Source organism: Nonomuraea rubra, from assembly GCF_014207985.1.
Taxonomy (GTDB): domain Bacteria; phylum Actinomycetota; class Actinomycetes; order Streptosporangiales; family Streptosporangiaceae; genus Nonomuraea; species Nonomuraea rubra.
Genome location: NZ_JACHMI010000001.1, coordinates 11,183,789 through 11,209,286, shown reverse-complemented (window position 1 = coordinate 11,209,286; position 25,498 = coordinate 11,183,789). Strand labels below are relative to the sequence as shown.

The 25,498-nt window shown below is 71.7% G+C and carries 26 protein-coding genes; 20 read left to right on the top strand and 6 right to left on the bottom strand.

Annotated elements, in window-relative coordinates:
* Window positions 1-58 precede the first annotated feature (58 nt).
* The 11 genes from HD593_RS51105 to HD593_RS51055 all read left to right on the top strand — a co-directional run bounded on the left by HD593_RS51105 (window position 59) and on the right by HD593_RS51055 (window position 8,757).
* Complete coding sequence (locus HD593_RS51105; RefSeq protein WP_185110106.1) at window positions 59-1,270, top strand: ROK family transcriptional regulator; 1,212 nt, start codon at window positions 59-61, stop codon at window positions 1,268-1,270.
* 98 nt (window positions 1,271-1,368) lie between these two features.
* A complete protein-coding gene (locus HD593_RS51100; protein ID WP_185110105.1) occupies window positions 1,369-4,140 on the top strand; it encodes a glycoside hydrolase family 3 protein in 2,772 nt (923 codons plus the stop codon).
* A complete protein-coding gene (locus HD593_RS51095; RefSeq protein WP_185110104.1) occupies window positions 4,137-5,141 on the top strand; it encodes a LacI family DNA-binding transcriptional regulator in 1,005 nt (334 codons plus the stop codon). The genes HD593_RS51100 and HD593_RS51095 overlap by 4 nt, the downstream gene beginning before the upstream one ends.
* 141 nt (window positions 5,142-5,282) lie before the next feature.
* Window positions 5,283-5,753: a gas vesicle protein GvpJ gene (gene gvpJ, locus HD593_RS51090; RefSeq protein WP_185110103.1), complete on the top strand. Its 471-nt coding sequence runs from the start codon at window positions 5,283-5,285 to the stop codon at window positions 5,751-5,753.
* A 2-nt stretch (window positions 5,754-5,755) separates the two neighbouring features.
* Window positions 5,756-6,559 carry a GvpL/GvpF family gas vesicle protein gene (locus tag HD593_RS51085; protein WP_185110102.1) on the top strand — a complete coding sequence of 268 codons (804 nt, stop codon included), beginning with the start codon at window positions 5,756-5,758 and terminating at the stop codon, window positions 6,557-6,559.
* Window positions 6,560-6,582: 23 nt separating this feature from the next.
* Entirely contained in the window at window positions 6,583-6,798 is a 216-nt protein-coding gene (locus HD593_RS51080) for a gas vesicle protein GvpG (RefSeq protein ID WP_312904339.1), read from the top strand.
* 2 nt (window positions 6,799-6,800) lie between these two features.
* Window positions 6,801-7,097 carry a gas vesicle protein GvpO gene (gene gvpO / locus HD593_RS51075; RefSeq protein WP_312904338.1) on the top strand — a complete coding sequence of 99 codons (297 nt, stop codon included), beginning with the start codon at window positions 6,801-6,803 and terminating at the stop codon, window positions 7,095-7,097.
* 1 nt (window position 7,098) lies between these two features.
* On the top strand, window positions 7,099-7,437 hold the full coding sequence (locus HD593_RS51070) for a gas vesicle protein (protein WP_185110099.1): 339 nt from the start codon (window positions 7,099-7,101) through the stop codon (window positions 7,435-7,437).
* Window positions 7,430-8,254, top strand: a complete 825-nt coding sequence (locus HD593_RS51065; RefSeq protein WP_185110098.1) for a GvpL/GvpF family gas vesicle protein — start codon at window positions 7,430-7,432, stop codon at window positions 8,252-8,254. The genes HD593_RS51070 and HD593_RS51065 overlap by 8 nt, the downstream gene beginning before the upstream one ends.
* On the top strand, window positions 8,251-8,445 hold the full coding sequence (locus HD593_RS51060) for a gas vesicle protein (RefSeq protein WP_185110097.1): 195 nt from the start codon (window positions 8,251-8,253) through the stop codon (window positions 8,443-8,445). The genes HD593_RS51065 and HD593_RS51060 overlap by 4 nt, the downstream gene beginning before the upstream one ends.
* Window positions 8,446-8,757: a gas vesicle protein K gene (locus HD593_RS51055; protein WP_185110096.1), complete on the top strand. Its 312-nt coding sequence runs from the start codon at window positions 8,446-8,448 to the stop codon at window positions 8,755-8,757.
* Here the strand turns inward: HD593_RS51055 and HD593_RS51050 are convergent.
* Both HD593_RS51050 and HD593_RS51045 read right to left on the bottom strand, forming a co-directional pair.
* Window positions 8,711-9,310 (bottom strand): DUF6506 family protein, encoded by a 600-nt coding sequence (locus HD593_RS51050; protein ID WP_185110095.1) that lies wholly within the window; start codon window positions 9,308-9,310, stop codon window positions 8,711-8,713. The genes HD593_RS51055 and HD593_RS51050 overlap by 47 nt on opposite strands.
* Window positions 9,311-9,343: 33 nt before the next feature.
* Window positions 9,344-9,973 carry a putative glycolipid-binding domain-containing protein gene (locus HD593_RS51045; protein ID WP_185110094.1) on the bottom strand — a complete coding sequence of 210 codons (630 nt, stop codon included), beginning with the start codon at window positions 9,971-9,973 and terminating at the stop codon, window positions 9,344-9,346.
* Between the two features lie 93 nt (window positions 9,974-10,066).
* Between HD593_RS51045 and HD593_RS51040 the strand changes: the two genes are divergently transcribed.
* Window positions 10,067-10,666: an RNA polymerase sigma factor gene (locus HD593_RS51040; protein WP_185110093.1), complete on the top strand. Its 600-nt coding sequence runs from the start codon at window positions 10,067-10,069 to the stop codon at window positions 10,664-10,666.
* Entirely contained in the window at window positions 10,656-11,696 is a 1,041-nt protein-coding gene (locus HD593_RS51035) for a CU044_5270 family protein (protein WP_185110092.1), read from the top strand. The genes HD593_RS51040 and HD593_RS51035 overlap by 11 nt, the downstream gene beginning before the upstream one ends.
* Before the next feature lie 22 nt (window positions 11,697-11,718).
* On the opposite strand, the gene HD593_RS51030 is transcribed toward HD593_RS51035, so the two are convergent.
* Complete coding sequence (locus HD593_RS51030) at window positions 11,719-12,255, bottom strand: GNAT family N-acetyltransferase (protein ID WP_312904337.1); 537 nt, start codon at window positions 12,253-12,255, stop codon at window positions 11,719-11,721.
* A 130-nt stretch (window positions 12,256-12,385) separates the two neighbouring features.
* Between HD593_RS51030 and HD593_RS51025 the strand changes: the two genes are divergently transcribed.
* From HD593_RS51025 to HD593_RS51010, 4 genes are all read left to right on the top strand, one after another.
* Complete coding sequence (locus HD593_RS51025) at window positions 12,386-12,862, top strand: anthrone oxygenase family protein (RefSeq protein WP_185110091.1); 477 nt, start codon at window positions 12,386-12,388, stop codon at window positions 12,860-12,862.
* Between the two features lie 105 nt (window positions 12,863-12,967).
* On the top strand, window positions 12,968-13,312 hold the full coding sequence (locus HD593_RS64075; protein ID WP_185110090.1) for a hypothetical protein: 345 nt from the start codon (window positions 12,968-12,970) through the stop codon (window positions 13,310-13,312).
* Window positions 13,313-13,392: 80 nt separating this feature from the next.
* Window positions 13,393-13,893 (top strand): P-loop nucleotide/nucleoside kinase family protein, encoded by a 501-nt coding sequence (locus HD593_RS51015; RefSeq protein ID WP_185110089.1) that lies wholly within the window; start codon window positions 13,393-13,395, stop codon window positions 13,891-13,893.
* Window positions 13,894-13,983: 90 nt separating this feature from the next.
* The gene (locus HD593_RS51010) at window positions 13,984-17,154 is read left to right on the top strand and encodes a DUF7507 domain-containing protein (RefSeq protein ID WP_185110088.1); all 3,171 of its coding nucleotides are present in this window, start codon (window positions 13,984-13,986) and stop codon (window positions 17,152-17,154) included.
* Window positions 17,155-17,325: 171 nt separating this feature from the next.
* On the opposite strand, the gene HD593_RS51005 is transcribed toward HD593_RS51010, so the two are convergent.
* From HD593_RS51005 to HD593_RS50995, 3 genes are all read right to left on the bottom strand, one after another.
* The gene (locus tag HD593_RS51005) at window positions 17,326-18,705 is read right to left on the bottom strand and encodes a hypothetical protein (RefSeq protein ID WP_246547181.1); all 1,380 of its coding nucleotides are present in this window, start codon (window positions 18,703-18,705) and stop codon (window positions 17,326-17,328) included.
* Window positions 18,706-18,870: 165 nt separating this feature from the next.
* Window positions 18,871-20,619, bottom strand: a complete 1,749-nt coding sequence (locus HD593_RS51000; protein WP_185110087.1) for an acetyl/propionyl/methylcrotonyl-CoA carboxylase subunit alpha — start codon at window positions 20,617-20,619, stop codon at window positions 18,871-18,873.
* A 23-nt stretch (window positions 20,620-20,642) separates the two neighbouring features.
* Window positions 20,643-21,362, bottom strand: a complete 720-nt coding sequence (locus tag HD593_RS50995) for an SDR family NAD(P)-dependent oxidoreductase (RefSeq protein ID WP_185110086.1) — start codon at window positions 21,360-21,362, stop codon at window positions 20,643-20,645.
* Between the two features lie 120 nt (window positions 21,363-21,482).
* Here HD593_RS50995 and HD593_RS50990 point away from each other — a divergent pair, with 120 nt between their 5' ends.
* The 3 genes from HD593_RS50990 (at window position 21,483) to HD593_RS50980 (ending at window position 25,483) form a co-directional block, all read left to right on the top strand.
* Entirely contained in the window at window positions 21,483-21,755 is a 273-nt protein-coding gene (locus HD593_RS50990) for a WXG100 family type VII secretion target (RefSeq protein WP_185110085.1), read from the top strand.
* Window positions 21,756-21,851: 96 nt separating this feature from the next.
* A complete protein-coding gene (locus tag HD593_RS50985; RefSeq protein ID WP_185110084.1) occupies window positions 21,852-22,994 on the top strand; it encodes a S8 family serine peptidase in 1,143 nt (380 codons plus the stop codon).
* Between the two features lie 98 nt (window positions 22,995-23,092).
* Window positions 23,093-25,483 carry a serine/threonine protein kinase gene (locus HD593_RS50980; RefSeq protein WP_185110083.1) on the top strand — a complete coding sequence of 797 codons (2,391 nt, stop codon included), beginning with the start codon at window positions 23,093-23,095 and terminating at the stop codon, window positions 25,481-25,483.
* The last annotated feature ends 15 nt before the right edge of the window (window positions 25,484-25,498 follow it).

Sequence of the window (25,498 nt, the reverse complement as noted above, 5' to 3'; positions counted from 1 at the left end):
GAAGGGAGCCAGCGATGCGGCATGCTGGGGTCATCTCTTGGCGGGAACGGGGCTGATATTGATCACTTCTACGACCGGCCCTCAGCCGGCCGACTTCGCCGACGTACGGGCCACCAATCTCGCGGTCGTGCTGCGGTTCGTACGCGAGCACGCGCCGTGCTCGCGCGCCGACATCGCGGCCTCCACCGGGCTGAACAAGGCGACGGTCTCCAGCCTGGTCGCCGACCTCATCGACCGCCGGCTGGTACGCGAGACCGGGCTCACGGAGAACCGCGTCGGCAGGCCGGCCACGATGCTCGTGCTCGACGGCTCCCCGTACGCCGCCATCGGCGTGGAGATCAACGTCGACACCGTGTCGGCGGTGGCCACCGACCTGGCGGGGGAGCGGCTGCTGACGTGGCGGCGCTCGTTCTCGGGGGGCGAGTCGGTCAATCAGGGCGTGGCGGGCGTCGGCGCGATCATCAGGCGCGTGGTCAGCCGCATGGCCAGGGAGGAGCGCCAGGTGCTCGGCCTGGCCGTGGCCCTGCCGGGGCTGATCGACGTGCAGGGCATCGTACGCATCGCGCCCAACCTCGGCTGGCACGACGCCGACATCGGGGGCGACCTGGCCAAGGCGCTGCGCGACCCCGGCTTCCCCATCCAGGTCGACAACGACGCCAACCTCGGCGCCCTGGCCGAGCAGCGCTTCGGCGCGCACGCGGGCGCGTCCGACCTGGTCTATCTCACCGGCGAGCTGGGCGTGGGCGCCGGCGTCATCCTCGACGGGCGGCTGCGGCGCGGCGGGCGCGGCTACAGCGGCGAGATCGGTCACGTGCAGCTCGACCCGGAGGGCCCCGTCTGCCGCTGCGGCCGGCGCGGCTGCCTGGAGGCCATGGCCGGCATCGGCGCCGTGCTGCGCAGGGACCCGTCCCCGGCGGAGATCCAGATCGAGATCGAGGAGGTTGTACGCCTGGCGCGCGCCGGTGACGCCGGCACCCTCGGCACGCTGGGCGAGGTGGGCAGGAGCCTGGGCAGGGGCGTGGCGATCCTGGCGAACCTGCTCAACCCCGAGGTGGTGATCCTCGGCGGTTACTACGTGCCGCTGGCGCCGTGGCTGCTGCCCGGCGTGCACGAGGAGGTCGGCTCCCGCGTGATCGCCGCCGAGGCCGGAGGGCTGCAGGTCGTGGCCTCGACGCTGGGGTACGACGCGGCCGCGCTCGGCGGTGCGGCCAGGGTGCTCGACTCCGTCGATTCGGGAAGATTGCCGGGAGGATTGTCGCGAATCCCTTGACCTTGGTCACGGGGACGTGCACCCTTCAGTCAACCCACCGAAATGTCCGCGTAACTTCCCCAGGCCGGTCGTCGAAGCGCTTCGACACTCTCAGAGGGATGATCATGCAACAACCCCCCTTCCGCGACCCAGCGGCCCCGCTTCGAGACCGGATCGACGACCTGATGAGCAGGCTCACGCTCGACGAGAAGGTGGGCCTGCTGCACCAGTACCAGGCGCCGGTGGAGCGGCTGGGGCTCGGCGCGTTCCGCACGGGCACCGAGGCGCTGCACGGCCTGGCCTGGCTCGGCCCCGCCACCGTCTTCCCGCAGGCCATCGGGCTGGCCTCGACCTGGGACCGCGACCTGGTCCGCCGGGTCGGCGAGGCGACGAGTGACGAGGTGCTGGCCTTCCACCACAAGGACCCCGCCGGGGCGGGGCTCAACGTGTGGGCGCCCGTGGTGAACCCGCTGCGCGACCCGCGGTGGGGGCGGAACGAGGAGGGGTACTCCGAAGATCCGTGGCTGACCTCGGTCATGGCCACCGCCTACGCGTCCGGGCTTCGTGGGAGCGCTCCCGAAGTTCTGAAGACGGCCCCGACGCTCAAGCACTTCCTGGCCTACAACAACGAGACCGACCGCTGCACCACCTCCAGCAACCTGCCGCCCCGGGTGCTGCACGAGTACGAGCTGCCGGCCTTCCGCGGGCCCATCGAGTCGGGCGCGGCGGTGGCCGTGATGCCGTCGTACAACCTGGTCAACGGCCGCCCCGCGCACCTCAGCCCGCTGATCGCGCGGGCCCTGCGTGCCTGGGCGCCGGACGACCTGCTGGTGGTCAGCGACGCGTACGCGCCCGGCAACCTCACCGCGCTGCAGGGCTACCACGACTCGCTGCCCGAGGCGTACGCGCACGCGGTCAAGGCGGGCCTCGACAGCTTCACCCAGGACGACGACCGCACCGAGGCCACCCTCGGCCACCTGCGGGACGCGCTCGCGCGGGGGCTGCTGGCCGAGGAGGACGTCGACGCGGCCGTGCGGCACACGTTGTCGATCCGGTTCCGGCTGGGCGAGTTCGACCCGGCGACGCCGTACGACGAGATCAACGACAACGTGGTCAACTGCCCCGAGCACCAGGCGCTGGCCAGGGAGGCGGCGCGGCGCTCGTTCGTGCTGCTGGAGAACGACGGCCTGCTCCCGCTGCGGGACGTGACGCGGATCGCGGTGATCGGGCAGCTCGGCGACACGCTCATGGAGGACTGGTACAGCGGCACCCTGCCGTACGCGGTCACCGCCCGCGCGGGGCTGGCCGAGCGGTGCGAGACCACGTTCTGCGAGGCCGTGGACCGGGTGACGCTGACCGCCGACGCGGGGCCGGTCGCGGCCGACCCCGCCGGCGGCCCGCTGCGCGCGGGGGCCGCCGAGCAGGGGCTGTTCGACCTGTTCGACTGGGGCGGCGGCGCGTACGCGCTGCGGGCCGTGACCACCGGCCGGTTCGTGTCGGTGGACGGGACGACGCTGGTCAACGACCAGCCGGGGCCGAACGGGTGGGAGGTGCGCCAGACGTTCCGCATGGAGGAGCGCCCGCGCGGCACGCTCGCCCTGCGCCACATCTCGACCGGCTGCTACGTCGGCGTGGCCGAAGACGGCGTGCTGAGCCTGGTGGACGACGCCGACCAGGCCGCCTGGCTGGCCATGGACGTGGTCAGGAGCGGCACCGACGAGGCCGCCCGCCTGGCCGCCGAGGCCGACGTGGCGGTCGTGGTGGTCGGCGACCACCCGCTGGTGAACGGCCGCGAGACCGAGGACCGCATGACGCTGGCCCTGGCCTCCGCCCAGGATGCCGTGGTCCGCGCCGTACGCAAGGCGAACCCGCGCACGGTCATGGTCATCACCAGCGGCTACCCGCTCACCTGGACCGAGGGCGAGCTGCCCGCCGTGCTCTGGTCGGCGCACGGCGGCCAGGAGTACGGCCACGCCCTGGCGGAGGTGCTGTTCGGCGACGCCGACCCCGAGGGCCGCCTCACCCAGACCTGGTACCGCTCCGAGCAGGAGCTGCCCGACCTGCTCGACTACGACATCATCGCCTCCGACGCCACCTACCAGTACTTCCGCGGCGTGCCCCTGCACCCGTTCGGCCACGGTCTCAGCTACACCACGTTCGACTACGCGGACCTGCGCGTCCGCCTGGCGGGCGAGGTGCTGGAGGCGGAGGTCACGGTGACGAACACGGGCCCGCGCGCCGGCGTCGAGGTCGTGCAGTTCTACACCCACCAGCAGCGCTCGCGGGTCAAGCAGCCGCTGCGCCGCCTGCGCGGGTTCGAGAAGGTGCGCCTGGAGCCGGGCGAGAGCCGTACCGTCGGGCTCCGGCTGCCGGTCGCGGACCTGGCGTTCTGGGACGTCACCAGGGGCAGGTTCGTCGTGGAGCGCGCGCCGCACCGGCTCATGGCCGGCCGAAGCGCCACCGACCTGCGGCTGAGCGCCTGCTTCGAGGTCGAGGGCGAGGTCGTCCCGCCCCAGTCGGGGCTGCTGCGCGCCGCCGACCACGACGAGTACGACGCGATCACGTTCGTGGACGAGACCAGGCAGGACGGCGACGCGGTGCGCTCCGGCGCGGAGGGGGCGTGGATCCTGTTCCGCCAGGTGGACCTGACCGATGCGGCGACGTGCGTGGCCACGGCGGGCAGCACCGAGGGCGGCATGATCACCGTCCGGCTCGGCGACCCGCTCTACGGCAGGCCGGTGGCCGCGTTCCCGGTGCCCAGGACCGAGCGGTACGACCATCACCCCATCACGGCCTCGCTCCAGGGCGTGGACGGGGTGCACGATCTCTACGTGGTGTTCGAGAACGAGGGCGTGACCCTGACCGGGGTGGACTTAGGAGCCGGGGCTTGAGCGGGCGCACGGTCACGATCGCCCAGGTCGCCAAGCACGCGGGCGTGGCCGTGAGCACGGTCTCGTACGTGCTCAGCGGCAAGCGGACGATCTCGGCCGACACCAGGCGGCGGGTGCTCGACAGCATCAGCGCGCTCGGCTACCACCCCAACGCGGGCGCCCGCGCCCTGGCCAGCAAGCGCTCGAACGTGATCGCGCTGGTGCTGCCGCTGCGCGCGGGCATGCACGTGCCGGTGCTGATGCGCTTCGCCAGCGCGGTCGTCACGGCCGCCCGCCGCTTCGACCACGACGTGCTGCTGCTGACCGCCGACGAGGGCACGGAGGGCATCCGCCGGGTGGCCGCCAGCGCGCTGGTGGACGCGCTGGTGCTGATGGACGTGGAGCTGGACGACCGCAGGGTGCCGCTGCTGCGCGAGCTGGCCGAGCCGAGCGTGCTCATCGGCTTTCCCGCCGAGCCGGCCGGGCTGACCTGCGTGGACCTCGACTTCGCCGCCGCGGGCGCGCGCTGCGTCGAGCACCTGGCCGAACGGGGGCACGAGGAGATCGCGCTGCTCGGGGCCCCTTCGGTGGTGTACGACCGGGGCACCGGCTTCGCCACCCGGACCCGGGAGGGGTTCGTGGAGGCGCTGGACGGGCACGGGCTCAAGGGGATAGCGCTGCCCTGCGAGGAGACGTTCGACGAGGTGTACGAGACGGTGCGCGACCTGCTGCTCGACCGCCCGGGCCTGTCCGGCCTCGTCGTGCACAACGAGGCCGCGGTGAGCCACGTGCTGGCCGCGCTGCGCCAGCTCGGCCGCCGGGTGCCGGACGACGTGGCGGTGGTGGCGATCTGCCCCGACGACGTGGCCGAGCGGGCCGGCCCGCCGCTCACGTCCGTGTTGATCCCGGCCGAGGAGGTGGGCAGGGAGGCGGTCCGGCTGGTGATGGAGAAGCTGGAGGGCCGTACGGTGCCCGACTCCACCCTCCTGACGCCCCTCCTGGCCGTCCGCGCCAGCACCTGAGCCCAAACTCTCCGGCCGTTCAAAATTACGGCTCGTCATCACCTGATCCCTCTACGTATGTCAAATCTGTCGGGTTTTTAGCTCTATGTGGTTCCCTGTCCTTTTTCCCGGGCACGCTCGCTGGGGTAAGGGGGGAACCACATGACATCTGTGCAACCGGCGGCAGCCGGTCAAGTGGGCGGACGGGGCGGTCCCACGGGCCTGGCCGACGTGATCGACTCGATCCTGGACAAGGGCCTCGTGATCGACGCCTACGTCCGGGTGTCTCTCGTGGGGATCGAGATCCTTACCATCGATGCCCGCGTCGTCGTGGCCAGCGTCGACACCTACCTGCGTTTCGCCGAGGCAGCCAACAGGCTCGACATGAGCAAGAGCGAGAAGGGCCTGCCCGACGTCATCAAGGACGCCAAGGGCGCCCCGAGCCAGGACACCACCAAGGAGGTCATCCAGGGCGTGGTGGAGAGCGCGGGCGACGCGCTGCACGAGCTTACGGAGAAGAAGCGTGACCCCGCGGCCGAAGCCGAGCGTGCCGCCGAGCGGCCGGAGATGACGGTGGAGCGCGAGTCCGGGCCGCCCAAGCGGAAGATCCGGCCGAAGCGAGAGGAAGGGTGAGCATGGGACGCTCGACGAAGGTCTCCGGAGCCTCCGTGCCCAAGCAGGGCACGCGCAAGAGCCAGAACCTGGGCTGCTACGTCTACGGCATCGTGCCCGCCGACACCCGGCTGGCCTCCGGCCAGCAGGGGCTGGGCGACCCGGCAGGCAAGGTCAAGCTCGTCAAGCACGGCGAGATCGCGGCCGTCGTGAGCGACGTCAACGTGGACGAGCCCCTGGGCCGGCCCGGCGACTTCCTGGCTCACGAGGGAGTGCTCGACACCGCGGTGGCCAGGGGGCCGGTGCTCCCGTTCCGGTTCGGCGCGGTGCTCACCAACGCGGACGCCGTGGTTCAGGAGCTGCTCGAACCGCACCACGACGACTTCCTCGCAGCCCTCGGCGAGCTCAGGGGCCTGGCCGAGTACGTCGTCAAGGGCCGCTACGTCGAGCAGGTCGTGCTCACCGAGATTCTCGCCGAGAGCCCGGAGGCGCAAAGCCTGAGGGAGACCATCAGGGGCAAGTCGGAGGACGCCACGAGGAACGAGCGCATCAGGCTCGGCGAGATCATCACGGCCTCGATCGAGGCCAAGCGCGACCTGGACACCCGCATGCTGCTCGACGGCCTGTCAGGGCACTACACCCAGGCGTCGCTGCGGGACCCGTCCCACGAATGGGACGCCGTGCACGTGGCCCTGCTCGCCGAGGTCGACGACCAGAAGGGCCTGGAACGGGCGTTGCGGGAGTTCGGCGAACGCTGGGCGGGCCGCGTGGACCTGCGGCTGCTCGGCCCGATGGCGCCGTACGACTTCGTCATCGCCCAGGCGTAGGGAGGTGAGCACTCGTGGGCCTGGTGAGCAGCATATTCACCTGGCCGCTGGCACCCGTACGCGGTCTGATGCGGCTGGGCGAGCTGATCCAGGAACAGATCGACCGAGAGCTGCGCAACCCCGCCGCGGTGCGGAGGCGGCTGGAGGAGATCGAGGCGGCCAGGCAGGCCGGGACGATCTCCGAGGAGGAGGAGCGCGAAGCCGTCGAAAGCATTCTGCGGCAGGCGACAGGGAGGTGACGGTGGCCACCAGGGAACAGACAGAAACGGAAGAGCTGAACGCCGTGACGGCCGGCGCGGTCGGCCTGCGTCACATCGCCGAGCTCACCACGAAGGAGGTCGAGGGCATCACCTCGGTGCAACCGGCCGAAGAAGGCTGGCTGGTCAACATCGAGATCATCGAGGACCGGCGAATCCCCTCATCCGGCGACATCCTCGCCATTTACCAGGCTCAGATCGATGAGGAGGGAAGATTGCTGTCCTATCGGAGGCTACGACGGTACAAGCGGTCGAACGCTGACACGGGCGAGGCGTTGTGAGATGGACAGAATCTCACCGTCCGGTCCGGTGGTCCGCCCCACGTACGGCGCGGGCCCCGCGAACCGGGAGCCGGCCAACCTCGGTGACATCCTGGAGCGCGTGCTCGACCGCGGCGTGGTGATCGCCGGCGACATCCGGGTGAACCTGCTGGACATCGAGCTGCTCACGATCAAACTACGGCTCCTCATCGCCTCCGTCGAGACGGCCAGGGAGCTGGGCATCGACTGGTGGGAGCACGACCCCTACCTGTCGGGGCGGGACCGGGAGCTGGTGGCGGAGAACCGCCGCCTGCGCCGCCGCCTGTCCGCCCTCGAAGGGCGGGAGGACGCCGATGCCTGACCTGACGTACCTGCCTGACCTGACGTACCTGTACGCGGTCGCCCGCGAGCCGGTGTCCAGCCCTCCGGGCGTGGCGGGCAGTCCTGTGCGGACCGTCGCCTGCTCCGGGCTGGTGGCGTACGTGAGCTCGGTGCCGTCCGAGCAGTTCGGCGAGGAGCCGCTGCGGCGCTCCCTGGAGGATCTGGACTGGCTGGCGGAGACGGCCCGCGCGCACCACCGGGTCGTGGATGCCGTGGCGGCGGCCACGACGACCGCGCCGGTCAGGCTCGTCACCGTGTACGGCGACGAAGCACAGGTCGTGGAGCTGCTGGAGCGGCGCGCGGCCTCCTTCACCGAGGTGCTCGCGCACGTCACGGGGCGCCGCGAGTGGGGTGTCAAGGCGTACTCCAGCCCGCCCGAGGAGCCCGCGCAGGTGGGGGAGGGGCGTGGCGGCGGCGCGTGCGAGGGTGACAGGCAGGCGAGCGGCCGGGCGTGCGAGAGTGACAGGCAGGCCGCGCGGCCGGGGACCGCGTACCTGCAGCGCCGCAGGGCCACGCTGCGCGGGCGGGAGCAGGCCCGCAGGCAGGCGCTGCAGCGTGCCGACCACATCCACCGGGCGCTGACCGCGCTCGCCGCCGCCGGGTACCGGCACCGCGCCCAGGATCCGCGCCTGTCGGGCCGCGACGACGTGATGCTGCTGAACGGGGCCTACCTGGTGGACGAGGCCAGGGCCGAGGAGTTCGCCGCGCTGGCGGGGCGGCTCGGCGGCGACGGGGTGGAGATCAGGCTGACCGGCCCCTGGGCACCGTACTCGTTCACGGTCATGGAGCCGGCATGAGACGCGACGTGGTGGCCTGCGAGCAGTTGCCGCCCGAACGTGTGGCCCTCGTGGACCTCCTGGACCGGCTGCTGGCGGGCGGCGTCGTGGTGACCGGCGACCTGGTGCTGTCGATCGCCGACATCGATCTCGTGCACATCTCGCTGCGCACGGTGCTCTCGTCGGTGGACGAGTACGGAGGGATCCTCTAGATGGACGGACTCGCGGAGAGTCTGCAGGTGGACAGCCCGCGCTGGCGCATCGCCGCCGACCCCGACACGGTCGAGCGCGACCTGTCCCGGCTCGTGCTCACTCTCGTCGAGCTGGTACGGCAGCTCGTGGAACGCCAGTGCGTCCGCCGGATGGAGCAGGGCAGCCTGACGGACGAGCAGATCGAGGTGCTGGGCGTCACCCTGATGCGGCTGGAGGGGGCGATGGCCGACCTGTGCGAGCGCTTCGACCTCGCCCCCGAGGACCTCAACCTCGACCTCGGCCCGCTGGGAACGCTGCTGCCCACGCAGTGACCCCCACGGGCACCGCCGCGTCCACGGCCTCGATGACGGGCGCCGCCGACTCGGGCCCCGGCCCGCCGTACAGCTCGATGAGCTGCAGCTCGGCGGCCAGCCGCGCGGCGACCTCGGCCGCCGACGTCTCGTCGGGCACCGCCACCAGCGTCGTCCTGCCGCCGCCGTCCCTCTCCCGCACGACCCGGTCCTTCCCGGGATCGGCCCCCTCGTGGACGATGAGGAACGCCTCCGACAGCACCTCACCGGCCTCGAACCGCTGCTTGTACGACGCCACGCCGGTCAGCGACTCGAACCCGTAGTAGATCGCGCCGACCTCCGCCCGCCCGCTCGCGGCCCGCCGCGCCCGCGCGTGCCACACCGCGCCGAACGCGCCGCACAGCTCGATGCGATCGACCCCCTCGCCGACCAGCTCCGCCACCAGGGGCTCCAGCTGGGCGGGCTCGGCGAGGGCCCGCACCCGGGTGCGCCCGTGGTGGTTTCCGACCGCCAGGACGTCGGCCCGGGGATCCGCCCCGGACTCCTCATAGATGATCACTCTGTTCTTCGTCATGACTCCAGGCTGCTACCTCGACCAAGGTTGAGGTCAAGCCTCCCTGGTGGCCAGGCCGGGGTAGTCGAGCACCAGCCCGTACTCGTCGAACGCCAGCCTGCACTCCACCCCGAAGACCGGCGCCGCATAGTCGTAGTCCCTGCCTCCGGCGCGCGCGTACTGCTGGTCGAGCCGCTCCACGCCCAGGTCGGGCGCGCGGACGTAGGCCGCCGGCGCGGGCGATCCGGCGCCCGGCTCCAGGCCGAGCCGGTGCACCGGGAACGTGTTGGTCATCGCCGACGCCTCCAGGTCCACGTCCAGGCAGCCGTGCAGGTGCGGGGCCGGCATGCCGTCGATCCGCCAGCCGCCCGCGCCGTCGCACTCCAGCAGCGTGGAACGGGTGCCCGCCGCCGAGCGGCTGGTGATCCTGGCGCGGCGGGTGACCCAGCCGGCGTCCAGGTCGATCGCGTAGTCGACCACCCAGGTGATGCCGCCCTCGACCGCCGTCGTGCACCCCTCGACCCGGAGCAGGCCCTCGGCCTGGAGCGGGTCCTCGGCCTGGAGCGGGTCCTCGGCTTGGAGCCGGCCCTCGGCCCGGGGCGGGCCGAAGTAGGCCACCTCGAAGCCCGCGCGGGCCGTGTGGTGCCGCCAGGCGGCCGTCTCCGGCAGGGGTGCGAAGCTCATGCCGACGATGCTGCCATCCGGGTACGACAAGAACCCGAATCCCGCGTCCGGGTGAAGGAGGGTGACAGGACGGAAGAAACGGAGCCGACCTTGGTGCCGGAGACAGAGGCTGACGACGCGGAGGTGATCAGGCGTGCCCGCAGCGATCCCGCGGCCTTCTCGGCGCTGTTCGACCGGCACGCCCCCGCCCTCCACCGGTACGTGGTGCGGCGGCTGGGGGACGAGCTGGCCGATGACGTGGTGGCGGAGACGTTCCTGGCCGCGTTCCGGCGGCTCGGCCACTACGACACCGCGCACCGCGACGCCAGGCCCTGGCTGTACGGCATCGCCGCGAACCTCATCGGCAAGCACCGCCGCGCGGAGATCAGGGCGTACCGGGCGCTGGCCAGGACCGGCGTGGACGACGTCGCCGAGAGCTACGCCGATCGGGTGGAGTCCCGCGTGGCGGCCGGGGCCGCGCAACGGGAGCTGGCGGCGGCGCTGGCGCGGCTGTCGCCGGAGGACCGCGAGGTGCTGCTGATGATCGCCTGGGCCGACCTCTCCTACGAGGAGACGGCCACGGCGCTGGGCATCCCGGTCGGGACGGTGCGCTCGCGCCTGCACCGGGCCAGGAAGAAGACCCGGGCGGCGCTGGGCGGCGCCGATCCGACAGCCGTTGCGGACGACGAAGGAAGGGCCGGCCATGGACGATGACCTGACGTTGCTGAGGGAACTGCGCGCCGACGCCCCCTCGCCGGACGCCGAACGGCTGCGCTCGCTGCGCGCCCGCGTCCTGGAGCCGCGCGGACGGGCATCGCGCGGACGGGCATCGCGCGGACGGGCGTTGCGCGGACGGGCGGCGCGCCCGGGAAGGTGGCGGCCGGGGTTCTGGCTTGCGCCCTCCGCGCTGGCGGTCACGACCGCCGTCGCCGCGGTGCTCGTCGTCGTCACCGCCGGCGGTGACCGCGTGCCCGGGGTCGTCACCGCCGAGCGGACCACGCAGATCGACACCCCGCGGGCCGTGCTGCTGCGGGCCGCGCTGATGGCCGAGCGGCGGCAGGCGGGCGGCACGCCCCGCGACGACCAGTGGATGTACCGGATGGTCACGGTCCAGCAGCCCGGTGACGCCCGCCGTACGGTGCAGGAGTACTGGACCCGTTACGACGGCACCGAGCAGGCCTTCCGCGAGGACGAGGGGCCGATGGAGCGGCACCGGATCGAGCCCGACCCGGACGACGACGACCTGACGCCGAAGCAGTACGCCGCCAGGCTGGCCGCCCTGCCCACCGAGCCCGGCAAGCTGCTGGCCCACGTGCGGGCTGACCGGCACTGGCAGACCAGGCCCGCGGAGAAGGGCGAGGAGCGTCTGGACGCGCTGGCGTTCCGCGTGCTGTCGGTCTACCTCGAACAGGAGGCGCCCGTGCCGCCCGAGCTGGAGGCGGCGATCTTCCGCGCGCTCGCCGAGATCCCGGGCATCCGGGTGGACCAGGGCGTGCCGGACGCGGTGGGCCGGCACGGCGTCGGCCTCTCCTACGACCTCGCCGCCCAGCGTGACGCCGGGGGCCGGCTCGTCTCCCGCTCGTACGTGGTGCTGGACCCCACCACCTTCGAGTTCCTCGGCAGGCGCGTGGAGAACTTGCAGGACGACGTGCTCGGCGGCGAGGTGCTCGCCAGGAAGGGCACCTACTACGCGACCGCCGAGCTGGCGTCGGGCGTCGTGGACCGGCCCGGCGTCACTCCCTGAGAGTCGCCCCTGCCTCCGGACGTCACGCGCCGGTCATCTCGACCGTGACGGCCCAGCGCTCGTGATCCCGCCAGGCGCCGTCGATGAACTGGAAGTTCGGCGAGTACCCCTCGCGCTGGAAGCCGACGCGCTTGATCAGGCTGAGGGAGGGGGCGTTGTCAGGCTGGATGTTGGCCTCCAGGCGGTGCAGCTTCATCTCGCCGAACGCGTACCCGACCAGCAGCCTGAGGCCCTCCGTCATGTAGCCGTGCCCGGTGGTGGAGGCGTAGGCGGAGTAGCCGATCATCGCGCTCTGGTGGGTGCCGCGGATGATGTTGTTGACGTTGACCCGGCCCGCGATCGCGCCGGTGTCACGCAGGCAGATCAGGAACCCCTCGTTCAGCGGCCCGTCGAACCTGGACATGTACCGCTCGAACTCCGCGTACGTGACCAGCGGCGCGCCGGGCATCCACCTGGCGAGGAGCTGCGCGCTCTCCTCGTGCAGGGCGGCGAGCTCCTCGAAGTCCTGCATGCTGATGTAGCGGATGGCCACTCGCGGCCCTTCGGCAAGATAGATCACACCAGCCATTCTGGTGGCGTCGCGCAGCCCTCCTCTTCCCACCCTCCTCCCTTCCCACACATATTGACTAGATAGCTCTCTAATGAAAGAGTTCAGCTCTAGCCAAAATCCCCCGTAGTGAAAGGGGCGCATGGTGTCCCTGGCTCTCACCGTGCTCAGAGCGGCCGGGCTGGCGCTGGTCGGCCTGTACGCCGGCGGCGTCCTCTTCGTGGTGATCGCCCCGTCGGTCGCCCGGCTCCCCGGCCCCGCGTACGTCAGGTACTGGCAGGCCCTCAACGCCGACCACGGCCGGACCATGCCCCCGCTGCTCCTGACCACCGTCGCGATCCTGCTCGTCGCGGCCGTCATCTCGTGGCGCCACGGCAGGCTCGTCTTCGTCCTCGGCGCCGCCGCCGTGATCCTGGTCGTCCTCACGATCGTGCTCACGGTGGCCGCCCTGGAACCGCTCAACCAGCTCGCGAACACCTGGGACCCCGACCGGCTCCCGGCCGGCTGGGACGAGAGCCGCGAGCGATGGTCCCGCCTGCACCTCGTACGGACGGCGCTCGCCCTCGCGGCGTTCGCCTGCCTGATCACCGCCCAGTTCCTGGACCGATCACACCCTTGAAACCGAGAGAAGAGGAAGCTCCATGGCACTCCACGCCTTACTGACCACGCTGGTACTGCTCAGCCCCCAGGCCACCGGACCCCGGCCGCCGAACCGGGCGACGTCATGTCGTTCGCCGTGCTCAAGCGCGTCAAGATCAACGTCGGCGACGGGGACGACCGCGTCGACATGAAGGCCCCCGACCGGATCGTCCTCCAGGGCGGCGACGGTGACGACGTGCTGCGCGCGGGCCCGAACGACGACCTGCTGATCGGCGGCGACGGCGACGACGACCTGCGCGGCGGCGCCGGCGAGGACGAGCTCAACGGCGGCAAGGGCGACGAGCTCAACGGCGGCATAGGTGACGACGAGCTGAACGGTGGCAAGGGCGAGGACGGCCTCGAAGGCGGCCCCGACGCCGACACCTGCGACGGCGGCCCCGGCCCCGACAGCGCGGAGAACTGCGAGTAACCACGCCGCGCGCGGCCCGGGCCATCTCGCCGAGCACCTGAAAGAAGACCGTCACCCGTGCGTCCGGCAGCATGGGGGGCATGCTCATCGTCATCGGCGGCCTCCCGGGCTCAGGCAAGACCACGCTCTCCCGCCTGCTGGCCAAGCGCCTGGCCGGCGCGGTCCACGTCCGCATCGACACCATCGAACAGGCCATCATCCGCTCCGGCCTGGCCCGCCACCCCCTCGGCCCCGCCGGTTACGCCGTCGGTTACGCCCTCACCGAGGACCACCTCCGCCAGGGCCTCACGGTGATCGCGGAGTCGGTGAACCCGCTGCCGGTCACCCGCGACGCCTGGTGCGAGGTGGGCGTCCGGGCCGGGGTGCCGGTCGCCGAGGTGGAGGTGACCTGCTCCGACCCGGACGAGCACCGGCACCGCGTGACCTCGCGCACCGGCGACATCCCCGGTCATCGGCTGCCGGGGTGGGGGGAGGTGGTGGAGCGCGAGTACGAGCCGTGGGACCGCGACCACATCACCGTGGACACCGCGGGTCAGACTCCGGAGGCGTCGCTGGAGACGCTCATGGCTCACCTGAAGTAGGCCCCCACCAGCTCCAGCGACACGTCGTGAACGGGATTGAGTAGGGGCCTACTCAGGTGACCCCGTCCCGTTCAGAGGACCATGCGCTTCATGGCAACCCTTGAGGAACGCGGAGCGCGAGCCCGGCGCCGGGGGTGGATGATCGGCACGCTCGGAGCGCTGCTCTTATCCATGACCCCGGGCCTGGCCATGCCGTCCGCGGCGGCGACGGCGGCGGCCCCGAACCGTTCACTGACCTTCTCCATCGATTACCTCTTCCAGGTCGAGGACCCGGACGGCGGCGGCCTCGGGGATGGGGACTACTTCCCCAGAGTGCGGATCGGCGACGGCCCGGTGGAGACGGGGCCGAGGATCCAGGACAACGAGTTCGAGCCGCTGGGCCTGCCCGAGGCGCCGAACGGCTGGGTGTTCACCAACTCGGGTCTTCCCGGCGACCAGGACACCGTGGACATCACGGTGGCGATGTGGGACTGGGACTCCGGGCTGAACACCGAAGACGACCGGATGGACCTCAGCCCCAAGAACAACGACCTCGAACTGAACCTGGTCTACAACTTCAGGACGGGCGCCCTGACCGGGGATGACGACTCCTTCGTGTACGGCAGGCCGTGCACGCACTCCAACGGCCTGCCGAAGGGGCAGAGCTGCATCGAGGGCGACGGCGACCACGGACATCCTCTGGCCAACGACGGCAGGATCACCCGGATCGGCATCAGCGTCCTCAACGACGTCGACGCGGACGGCATCCCGGACACCGTCGAGATCCACGGCGTCCGTGACCGGACAGGCACGATGGTCGCGGACCTTCCCGCGCTGGGCGCCGATCCGTGCCGGAAGAACCTGATCCTGCAGACCGACTTCATGGTCGACGCCACCCCGGCCACCCAGCACTCCCACGAGATCAAGCAGGGCGCGGTCACACTGATCCGCGACGTGCTCAACACGTCCCCGCTCAAGGCGGCGAATCCCTGTCCCTACCCCGGAGGAACCCGGCAGGACGGCATCGGCTTCATTCACCGGCAGGGCGTGCCGATCCCTCACCAGAGGTTCATGGGCCTGGAGAACAACGCCGACTTCCGCAACGCCCGCGCGGTCAACCTTCCAGCGGAGCTGGCGCCCTACGCGCACTACACGATCTTCGCTCACGACCTGATCCGGAGCGAGGACGGGCGGACCTTCGACGACCCCGGCACCTCCGGCGAGTGCTGCGAGCCCACCCGGGACAACAACAAGGACTTCCTCGTCACCCTCGGCACGTGGAGGCTCATCTGCGTCGCGGACTTCGGTCTCGACTACCGAGGGGACGACACGCTCCAGACCACCCCCTCAGGCGATGACATCGCCGACGGCGAGCAGATCTTCGTCGGGGACAACGGCCGCTGCGATTCGACCAGCGGGCACCCGACGGATCTTCAGGTGCTCACCCCCGGCACGGGGGACGCCGACGCCAGGGTCGGGACCGAGGTGGACCAGGCGGGCACCGTCCTGCACGAGCTCGGGCACGCGCTGGGTCTGCGCCATGGCGGCGACACCAACGAGCACCACAAGCCCAACTACGTCAGCGTCATGAACTACTTCTTCCAGACGGGCATCCCCAACAGCCCGCCGCCGCTGCTGGTCAACCACACGCGTGAGTGGCAGAAGGGCGCTGTACGGCTGGGCTTCTCGAACGGAACGCTGCCCCCGCTGGTCGAGAGCGGCCTCCTGGAGAACAACGGGATCTCCGACGGCGCCGACTTCACCTTCTGGTGGACCGACAACCGCCGGGACCCCACCGGGCCGCGGCTCCTCAGAGCCGGGCGCGGCAACGGGCCGCTCAACTGGAACGACAGCATCACCTCAGGCACCAACGCCCCCAGCTTCGAGACCACGGGGATCTCCCAGAACCTCAACGACAGGGACGGGCTGACCACCCTGCGGGATCACGACGACTGGGCGGCGGTCAGGTTCAGGGGACCCGGGTCCCCGGACGCCAGAGGCTGGGCCTGCAGTTCCTACCCGGCCGGTTCACCGGCCTGCGCCGGCGCGGGCGGCTCCGCCGGCAGAGAACTCGACTTCGACACGGTGATCCACCAGGAAATAGCCTTCTTCAACCGCTACGACCCCGACGTCAAGGTCGCCAAGAGCGTGGACAAGGCCGATGCCGAACCCGGTGACACCCTCACCTACCAGGTGAAGCTGGACAACATCGGCTCCGGCACGGCGGCCTCGATCGAGGTCGTCGACAGTCCGCCCACGGGCCCGGACCAGCAGCGGCAGGTGCCGTACCTCGGGGAGGAAGGCGCCACCACGGAGACCTTCACCTATGAGATCCCGTGCGAAACCGCCGATGCGGCCGTGCTGACCAACAAGGCGACGGCGACCGCGAAGGACGAGGGAGGCGGAGCCGAGGCGAACACCGGCAACAACTCGGCCGAGGCCTCGACCAGGGTCCACGCGCCCCGGCTCACCCTGGAGAAGACCGCGCCCGCCACGGTGAACGCCGGTGAGGAGATGAAGATCGACCTCCAGGTCGCCAACGTCGGCAGCGGCACCGCCACCGGCGTGACGCTCACCGACACCCTGCCCGCCGAGGTGTACTACAGCCAGACCCTGGACCGGGGATCCGGCCCCAAACCGAGCAGGGTCACGCGCAACCCGGACGGGACGACCACCCTGACCTGGTCGCAGGAGGCCCTGGCCGGCGGCGAGGAGCTGGCCGTGCAGTTCACCGCGAGACCCAGCCTGCTGCACACGGCCGGCCCGCGGCTGACCGACACGGCCTCCGTGGCGTACGGCAACGCCAGGGGCTGCACCTTCCCTCCGGTCACGGCCTCCGCGAGCACCACGGTCACCGAGGTCACGCCGACGCGCGATCCGCGCTCACACGGCTACTGGAAGACCCACCCGCAGGCGCGCACCTGGGAGTTGCTGGCCCGGGTCCAGGCCACCGACCAGCGCTTCGACGCCTCCGCCAACGGGGAGCTGGAGAACTCCGAGGCGGGAGCCGTACTGGGTGCGGGCGGTCCGCAACCGGGCCCGGTGCGGTTCCAGCTCCTGGCGACGCTGCTCGACCTGGCCGCGCGGCAGATCAACGCCTCCACGCGGATCGACTCCGAGCTCTCCCGCAGACTCGGGGCGCGCACGGTCGGTGAAGCGGTGAGGTACGCCTTCGCGACCCTCACCGAGCCGCTCAACAGCACCACGGCTGGCCGGTACTCCGACACCACCGCCCTGCTGGACGAGATCGCCAACAACCGGAGCGAGGTCTACGACCGGTGACGAGGCTGACTGCGGTGCGAGCGGTGCGGCCACCGTTCGCACCGCAGTCACGATCCTCCGCAGCAAAGAGCCTCAGATCACGAACGTGATCTGAGGCTCTGAACTGCCGCTTCCGAAGCCGGTCAAGACCTCGAGGGCCCGGAGGCCGGGAGGCACCCGGCTAGCCGCCTGTTACCAGTCGCCGCCGCCGAAGTCTCCACCGCCGAAGTCTCCACCGCCGCCGCCGAAGTCGCCCCAGCCGCCGCCGCCGTCGCCGCCGCCGAAGTCGCCGCCCGCGCCCGCGTCGGCGTAACCCTCGGCGTAGCCGGCGCCGTAGCCGCCGTAGCCGAAGCCGCCGCTGAGCATGCTGCCCATCATGGTGCCGATGAACATGCCGGTCATGATGTCGCCGAAGCCGCCGTAGTAGCCGTACGCGTACGGCTGGTACGCGGGGCCCGCGTCGTAGTACGGCCTGCGCTGGCCGTCGACCATGACCTCGCGCATCTGCGGGTCGAAGCCGCGCTCCACGGCCTCCGCGTCCATCCGGCAGGCGGGCACGTCGCGCACCGCGCCGTTGGGCGGGGCCCAGCGGACGTCGCGGACGGACGGGCCGTGCTGCGGGTTGAAGAAGCAGGGGGCGCGGCGCTCGGGCACCGGCTCGTTGTTGACCTTGGCCTTCACCACGGCCAGCGCGTAGCGGCCGTCCTCCAGGGTCTGGGTGACCTCGCGGACCTGGTCGGCCCGCTGGACCGCGTTGAGCTGGGTCTTGGCCTTCTCGTAGGAGTCGAGCGCCGTCTGCCACTCGTCGATGTGCGCGCCGCCCTGGCCGGCCAGCGTGACGTCGGTGTCGAGGGTGGTGATCTCCTCGCCGAGCTTGGTGACGTCCTCCTCGACGGTCTGCTTGACCGCGGCGAGGTCCTTGGCCTCCTGGATGGCGCGCTTCTTCTTCTTGTTGCTGGAGTAGAGGAAGTAGCCGCCACCGCCGACCACGACCAGCGCGCCCAGGGCGATCAGGGCGGCGGTGCCGCCGGCGCCAGGGTTGGCCTGGCTGCCGGAGGACAGGGCCGAACGGTCACCCTTGGCGGCCATGTCCACGCGGTTGGCGAAGTCCTTCATGCCGGCCACGATGTCGCCCGAGTTGGCGTTGACCGAGAGGTCGGACAGCTGGGCTGCCAGACCCTGCCGCTTCAGGGCGCTCGAAGCGGCGAACATCGTCTGGCCGTCGAGCACGACGAAGGTCGCGCTGGGGCGGCCGGCGGCGGCCAGCGCCGTGTTCAGCTGGGACATGTAGGGCGCAACACTTGAGGCGTCCACCGTGCCGTCAGGCAGCGCAACGGCGTAGATCTTGGTGTCGGCGCCCTTGAGCGCGTCATTGATCTCGCTCTGCTGGTCCGACGACAACGAGGATCCGGGCACCGCGTAGAGCGGTGCGTTCTTCCAGTTGGACACCACGGAGCTCGCGTCCGGTGGGGCCGCCGCCGCGTTGGCGGCAGGGGACAGCGCAAGAACGACGATTAGACCGGCGATCAGAGCCGCAAGCGCGGCCCCTGCTCGGCGCAGCGAATGGGTCATTGGCAGCAAGCCTCCTTCGCCCTTGAGGACGAATGGGCGGTCGGCAAAGTTCCTCACTGGGCACGCTACCCGCCTGGGGACACGCAGGCGCACATCGTGGCCGAAGTGCCGGGCACCGGTTGTGCGCGGAGCCGGGAGATTCAAGGTCAAGAGGATGTTCCCGGCTCAGGTGTTCTTGATCTCACAGATCGTGGCGCCCGCCGTGACCGTCTGCCCGATCTCGGCCGCCAGCCCCGTGACGGTGCCGGACTTGTGCGCCACCAGCGGCTGCTCCATCTTCATGGCCTCCAGGACGACGACCGTGTCGCCTTCGCTTACCACGTCGCCGTCGGACGCCACGATCTTCACGATCGTCCCCTGCATCGGGCTGACCAGCGCGTCGCCGCCCGCCGAGGACGCCTTCCCGGCCTTGCTCCCCGCCCGCCGCGGAGCCTTGGCGGCCGCGGGCGCGCCGGCGGCGCCCAGCCCGGCGGGCAGCACGACCTCCAGCCGCTTGCCCCCGACCTCGACCGTCACCGTCTCCCGCCCGGCCGCCTCACCGGCGGAGGCCACCTCACCCTCGTACGGCGGCACGGGGTTGTCCCACTCCGTCTCGATCCACCGGGTGTGGACGGAGAACGGCGCGGCCGTGAACGCCGGATCGGCGACGACGGCCCGGTGGAACGGCAGCACGGTCGGCATGCCGGTGATCTCGAACTCCGCCAGCGCCCGCCGCGACCGCTCCAGCGCCTCCTGCCGGGTCCGCCCGGTCACGATCAGCTTGGCCACGAGCGAGTCGAACGTCCCGGGCACCGTCATGCCCGCCTCGTAGCCGGAGTCGAGGCGCACCCCGGGCCCGGAGGGGGCGCGCAGGGTGGTCAGCGTGCCGGGGGCGGGCAGGAAGTTGCGCCCGGCGTCCTCGGCGTTGATCCGGAACTCGATCGAGTGCCCGCGCAGGGCGGGGTCGTCGTAGCCCAGCGGCTCGCCGTCGGCGATCCTGAACATCTCGCGGACCAGGTCGATGCCCGACACCTCCTCGGTGACGGGGTGCTCGACCTGCAGACGGGTGTTGACCTCCAGGAAGGAGATCGTGCCGTCCTGCCCGACGAGGAACTCGCAGGTGCCGGCCCCGACGTAGCCGGCCTCCTTCAGGATGGCCTTGGAGCTGTCGCGCAGCAGCGTGTCCTGCTCGGGCGTGAGGAACGGCGCCGGCGCCTCCTCCACCAGCTTCTGGTGGCGCCGCTGGAGCGAGCAGTCACGGGTGCTGACCACGACGACGTTGCCCGCCCGGTCGGCCAGGCACTGGGTCTCGACGTGGCGGGGCCGGTCGAGGTAGCGCTCGACGAAGCACTCGCCGCGGCCGAAGGCGGCGACGGCCTCGCGGACGGCCGACTCGTACAGCTCGGCGACCTCCTCGATGCGGCGCGCCACCTTGATGCCGCGCCCGCCGCCGCCGTACGCGGCCTTGATCGCGATCGGCAGCCCGTGCTCCTCGGCGAACGCCACCACCTCGGACACATCGGCCACCGGGTCCTTGGTGCCCGCGACCAGCGGCGCGCCGACCTTCTGGGCGATGTGCCTGGCCTGCACCTTGTCGCCGAGCGCGGCGATGGCGGCAGGTGGCGGGCCGATCCAGGTCAGGCCCGCGTCGATGACGGCCTGGGCGAACTCGGCGTTCTCGGCCAGGAAGCCGTAGCCGGGGTGCACGGCGTCCGCGCCGGCGCGGCGGGCGACGTCGAGCAGCTTGCCGATGTCGAGGTAGGTCTCGGCCGGGGTCCGCCCGCCCAGCGCGTACGCCTCGTCGGCGACCTTGACGTGCAGGGCGTCGAGGTCCTGGTCGGCGTAGACCGCGACGCTGCCGATCCCGGAGTCAGCACAAGCCCGGGCCACACGTACGGCGATCTCGCCGCGGTTGGCGATCAGAACCTTCCGCACCTGCGTTGTCCTTCCTCCTAGGGTCAGCGGCCCAGGTACGCGCCGCCGTTCACGTGTAGCACCTGCCCCGTGACGTGCCGGGCACCGGGGGAGGCCAAGAAGAGCACGGTATCGGCCACGTCGGCGGGGCTGCCGGGGCGGCCGTTGCGGGTGTTCTCCACCCGGGCCTTGATGCCCTCGTCCGTCAGGCGGCCCCGGAAGAACTCGGTGTCGAGGACGAGGCCGGGGGAGACCACGTTCGCGGTGATGCCCCTGGGGCCCAGCTCGGCGGCCAGGTCGGCGGTCCACGACTCCAGGGCGGCCTTGGCGGCGCCGTACGAGCCGGAGCCGGTGCCCCTGGCGGCGATCGAGCCGATCGAGATGACCCGGCCGCCCTCGGCCAGGCGCGGCGCGAGCGCGGCCGTGACGAGCACGGCGGACATGAGGTTGGCGTTGAGGTTGGCCCACCATCCCTCGGCCACGTCGGTCAGCTCGCGCGGCTGCCTGCGGCCCAGGTTGGTGTTGCCGCCAGCGTTGTTGACCAGGACGTCCACCCGCTCGGGCAGGTCGCCGAGCGAGGCCTGGACCTCGGTGGGGCTGGAGGCGTCGAACGGCAGGAACCGCGCCCCGATCTCGCCGGCGGCCTTGCCGAGCACGTGCTCGCGGCGGCCGGTGATGGTGACGCTGTCGCCGAGCGAGGCGAAGGCGGCGGCGATCGCGTACCCGATGCCGGTGCCGCCTCCGGTGACCACGACCTCGCGCATGAGCCCCCCACGCGATCCGAACATTCCTCGGGTAGACCATAGCCGCTCGGCATAACGGCGGCGATGTCCGTGAGTGCTTCCTTAGGGTGATGGCGCTTTCACAGGCGCCAGGAGGTATGCATGAGCCACAGCATGGTCGGCGGAAATCTGCAGGAAATGCAGCAGATGTCCAACCAGTTCACGCAGCAGGCCGAGGCGGTCCGCGCCACGATGACCGCTCTCGACCGCGAGGCCGCCAAGGTCGGCACCGCGTGGACGGGGCAGGGCGCGCAGCGCTTCCAGCAGTCGTGGCAGAACTACCGGACGGCGTTCCAGCGGATGGCCGAGGAGCTGGGAGAGGCTTCGCGGGTCATCACGACCTACCGGCAGAACATCGACAGCGCCACGCAATGAGCGACGGGAGAGGCCCTGGCGGGAAGGCTGCTGGGGCTTCTTCCCGTTGAAGGGGTCCGTCCGGGCCTTTACGCGAGCGGGATACTCTCTTTCGTCATGATTGGTCGCGTTCTCCTGGCCGGTGCGCTCGCCGTGCAGTTCGCAACCGTACCCGCGCACGCCGCACCCGAGCGGTGCGAGCCCGAGAAGGCCAGCCCGTCCGTGGCGGAGAGCTGGGCCCAGCGGCGGCTGGACGTCAAGCGCGTCTGGCCCCTGACGATGGGGCAGGGCGTGACGGTCGCCGTCATCGACAGCGGCGTGGACGAGACGCACCCCCAGATCCGCCTGGCGGGCAAGGCCGACCTGACCAACACCAGCTTCCGCGACTGCGTCGGCCACGGCACCGCGGTGGCCGGCATCATCGCCGGTCAGCCCCGCTCCGACCTCCCCTTCTACGGCGTCGCGCCGGCCGTCAGGCTGCTGTCGATCAAGCAGACGACCACCTCGCTGGGCGACGTCGCCCTGCTGGCCAAGGCCATCAGGACGGCCGCGGACGAGAACGCCGACGTGATCAACGTCTCCATCCAGGCGCACGACCAGCCGGAGCTCAAGTCCGCCGTCGAGTACGCCCTGGGCAGGGACATCGTGATCGTGGCCGCGGCGGGCAACGTGGAGAAGGACGACGGCTCCACCGGCCCGGCCTACCCGGCGGCCTACGACGGCGTGCTGTCGGTGGGCTCGGCGACGCCGAACGGCGGGCGCTCGACGTTCTCCAACCCGAACGCCGTCGCCGTGCTCGGCCCCGGCGAGAAGCTCAGCTCCACGTGGACGGGCAAGGGCTACCGGGGCAACCTGGAGGGCACCAGCTACGCGGCGCCGTACGTGGCGGGGGTGGCCGCGCTCGTCCGCGCCCGCCACCCCCAGCTCGACCAGCTCCGGGTACGCCGGCGCCTCACGCTGACCGCCGACGGCGCCTCCGGCAAGGGCACGGGCGCGGGCATGGTCAACCCGCTGCTGGCGGTCACCGCGGTGCTGCCGTCGGAGCAGGTGGCGGTGGCCCCGCCGGTGCCCGAGCCGCTGCCCGCCTCGGCGGTGCACAAGGTCGTGCCGCCCGACCAGCGCTCGATCGAGGTGGCCACCGCGGTCGCGGCGGGCGGCCTGTCGCTGGCCGGGGTGACGATCGTGGCCTGGATCTTCGTGCCGATGGGACGGCGGCGCAGGTGGCGGGCGGGTTCGTCCGGGGGCTCCGGCGCTAATTGACGGTTAACAGTCAGAGCGCGTAACCGAAACCACTGATGCGTATGGGGCATATTTGGTTAAATATCCTCCGATCATGACGCAATGCCGGAAGGACGGTCATGGCGGAGAACGACTCCCCGAAGCCTGAACGCATCGGCGGCCACGAGATCGTCGGCCGGCTGGGCGAGGGCCCGCGCGGCGTTGTCCACCTGGGCCGGGAATCCGAGGAATCGCCCCAGGTCGTGGTCAAGACGCTGCACGTCGATCCGGAGACCGACCCCGGCTTCGCCGAGCGGCTGCGGAACGTCACCCGGGTGTCCAGCTCCTACGTGGCCCGCACGATCGCCGCCGGCGTCGAGGACGGCAGGCCGTACGTGATCAGGGAGCACGTCGAGGGCCGCTCCCTGGCCGAGGCCGTCGCGGCGGACGGGCCGCTGAGCGGCGACGCGCTGGACCGGGTCGCGGTGGGCATGCTGACCGCGCTGACCGCCGTGCACGTGGCCGGGTTCGCGCACCGGGCGCTCACGCCGTCCAACGTGATCCTCACCGCCGACGGGCCGCGCGTCACCGACGTGGAGCTGGGCGAGCCCGCCGGCGAGCTCGGCTTCCGGGCGCCCGAGCAAATCGCCGGGCTGCAGTACGGCCCGTACGCCGACGTCTTCTCCTGGGCCGCGACCGTGGTGTTCGCCGCCACCGGCGCCGCGCCGTTCGAGCACGACAAGGAGAGCGTGCTCAACGGGGAGCCCGAGGTCGGGGAGCTGCCGGAGCCGCTGCGGCAGGTCGTGGTGGCCGCGCTGGCCAAGGAGGTGACGGGGCGGCCCACGGCGTACGTGGCGCTGCTGCGGCTCCTCGGCGACGCGAACGCGCCCATGCCGGCGCCGGCCATCCAGGGTGTTCCCGTGCCGCCGCCGGGGACGGGAGATCTCGCTCCGACGTTGCTCGACGGGGTTCCCGTCCCGCCCAGGGGCGGGCAGCCGGACTCCGGTCCCGTGCCGCCGCCCGGTGGGCAGGCGCCGCTGATCCTGCCGATCCAGCTCTCCATCGAGGGCGCTCAGGTCCCGCAGCTACCGGACGGCCCGATGCATCCGCAGGGCTCGGCGCACCCCAGCGGCCCGATGCACCCGCAGGGCCCGATGATGCAGGGCCCGATGATGCCCGGCCCGATGGTGCCCGGCCCCGTGGCCGGCCCTGGCCCGATGGGCGAGGGGCCGATGCCCCCCGGGGCGATGCCTCCCGGGCCGATGGGTGAAGGGCCGATGCCTCCCGCCCCCATGTGGGGGCCGCCGCCGATGGGCGAGGGCCCGGCTCCGCACGGCATGCCGCCGGTGCCCATGGGTCCAGGCGCGCCGATGCCCGGCCCGATGGGCCCGGACGGCATGGGACCGGACGGCATGGGACCGGACCGCATGGGACCGGGCCCGGACGGCGTGCCGCCCCAGCACGGCGCCATCGTGCCGCCCCAGATGGCCCCCGGTCAGATGGCACCCGGTCATCAGGAAGCCCAGATGTGGGGCCCGCCGCCCATGGCGGACCAGCAGCACCCGCCCCAGCACCCGCCGCACCTCCTCCACCGGCAGGCCGACAGCCAGCCGCGCAAGCCGTTCCCCATCGGCCTGGTGGCCGGGGTGACGGCCGTGGTGCTGCTGTCGGGCCTCGGCCTGTGGGGCGCGAGCCAGTACTCGGACAAGGTCACGTTCGCCCCGGCCGCCGCGGCCTCCAGCAGCCCGAGCGCGGGCAACGCCGCCGCCCACGGGCAGGGGACGGCCCCGGCCACGCAGCCGCAGACCGAGGTGACCGCGCCCTGGGCGACGACCACGCCGAGCCCGGACGACAGCGGCGTCGGCCCCATGGTGCTGCCGTCGCAGGACCCCACCAGCGCGGCGGAGGTCCCGGTGCTCACGACGGTGCCGACCCCGCCGCCCGCGGTGACGCAGCAGCCGGTCCCGGTCCCCACCGTCACCGTGACGCCCACCAAGACCAGGACCCCGAAGAGCACGCCCACGGCCAAGCCGTCGCAGACGGCCAAGGCCAAGCCGACGGCCACGGTCACGAAGACGGTCGAACCCACCAAGAAGCCCACGCCGACCCCCACGAAGACGACGAAGGAGCCGGAGCAGCCGCAGCCGACCCCGACGAAGACCACCCAGAAGCCCCAGCCCACCAAGACCACCTCGCCGCCGAAGCCGAACCCGTACAGCGCGACCCAGGTGTGCGGGAGCGGGTTCGTGGTGCAGCGGTCGAGCTCGTTCAGCGGGGGTACCACGTACCAGCTGTGGAACAACGGCACGGGGCAGAACTGCGTGGTCACCCTCAAGTCGGGCGCGAACGTCGGCAAGTCGACGCCGGTCAGCGCCACCCTGGAGGTGCAGGGCGGCGCCAGCCAGACCGACTCGGGCAACTACGAGTACTACGCGGGCCCGGTCAAGCTGCCGGCCAAGGGCAAGTGCGTGCGCTACTCCGGCAGCGCCGGCTCGGGCAGCACGAGCGCCCCGTGGGGCAACTGCGGCTGACCCGGGCCTCCCGCG